This is a genomic window from Vibrio sp. 1078-1, from assembly GCF_033340475.1.
Window position 1 is genome coordinate 1 of record NZ_JAWOWM010000126.1, and the last position, 934, is coordinate 934.

The following is a 934-nucleotide window of genomic DNA, read 5'->3' on the forward strand; positions in this document are numbered from 1 at the left end:
ATAATGGTGCGGAAGGAGAGACTTGAACTCTCACACCTTGCGGCGCCAGAACCTAAATCTGGTGCGTCTACCAATTCCGCCACTTCCGCAACTTAATCTGTAGATATCAAGATAATTGGTAAAATCTCAATATCGTTGTATATGGCAGGGCTACCTGGATTCGAACCAGGGAATGGCGGCATCAAAAGCCGCTGCCTTACCGCTTGGCGATAGCCCTACAGCGTAAATAGTCAAAGACTACTTAACCTCTCTTATCGAGAGAAAGAATGGTGCGGAAGGAGAGACTTGAACTCTCACACCTTACGGCGCCAGAACCTAAATCTGGTGCGTCTACCAATTCCGCCACTTCCGCGTATTCTGATAGTGTAGATTAATTTAAGATGGTGCGGAAGGAGAGACTTGAACTCTCACACCTTGCGGCGCCAGAACCTAAATCTGGTGCGTCTACCAATTCCGCCACTTCCGCATCTATTCCTAACTGCTCTGATAAAAAGAACATTTAGGAATGGTGGCTACGACGGGATTCGAACCTGTGACCCCATCATTATGAGTGATGTGCTCTAACCAGCTGAGCTACGTAGCCATTTTAAAACTTTGATCAAGAATGGTGCGGAAGGAGAGACTTGAACTCTCACACCTTGCGGCGCCAGAACCTAAATCTGGTGCGTCTACCAATTCCGCCACTTCCGCAACTTGATCTGTAGATATCAAGATAATTGGTAAAATCTCAATATCATTGTATGTGGCAGGGCTACCTGGATTCGAACCAGGGAATGGCGGCATCAAAAGCCGCTGCCTTACCGCTTGGCGATAGCCCTACATTGCTCTAATAAAAGAGACTTAAATAATGGTGCGGAAGGAGAGACTTGAACTCTCACACCTTGCGGCGCCAGAACCTAAATCTGGTGCGTCTACCAATTCCGCCACTTCCGCA

Annotated in this window: 8 tRNA genes; all 8 read right to left on the bottom strand. The window is 47.6% G+C overall.

Annotated features, from left to right (window positions below):
• Positions 1-4: 4 nt before the first annotated feature.
• Positions 5-89, bottom strand: a tRNA-Leu gene (locus R7190_RS26050).
• Between the two features lie 53 nt (positions 90-142).
• Positions 143-217, bottom strand: a tRNA-Gln gene (locus tag R7190_RS26055).
• A gap of 50 nt (positions 218-267) precedes the next feature.
• Positions 268-352: transfer RNA gene (locus R7190_RS26060), tRNA-Leu, on the bottom strand.
• A gap of 29 nt (positions 353-381) precedes the next feature.
• A tRNA-Leu gene (locus tag R7190_RS26065) sits at positions 382-466 on the bottom strand.
• 40 nt (positions 467-506) lie between these two features.
• Positions 507-583: transfer RNA gene (locus R7190_RS26070), tRNA-Met, on the bottom strand.
• A gap of 22 nt (positions 584-605) precedes the next feature.
• A tRNA-Leu gene (locus R7190_RS26075) sits at positions 606-690 on the bottom strand.
• A gap of 53 nt (positions 691-743) precedes the next feature.
• A tRNA-Gln gene (locus R7190_RS26080) sits at positions 744-818 on the bottom strand.
• A gap of 30 nt (positions 819-848) precedes the next feature.
• Positions 849-933: transfer RNA gene (locus tag R7190_RS26085), tRNA-Leu, on the bottom strand.
• Position 934: the final 1 nt, after the last annotated feature.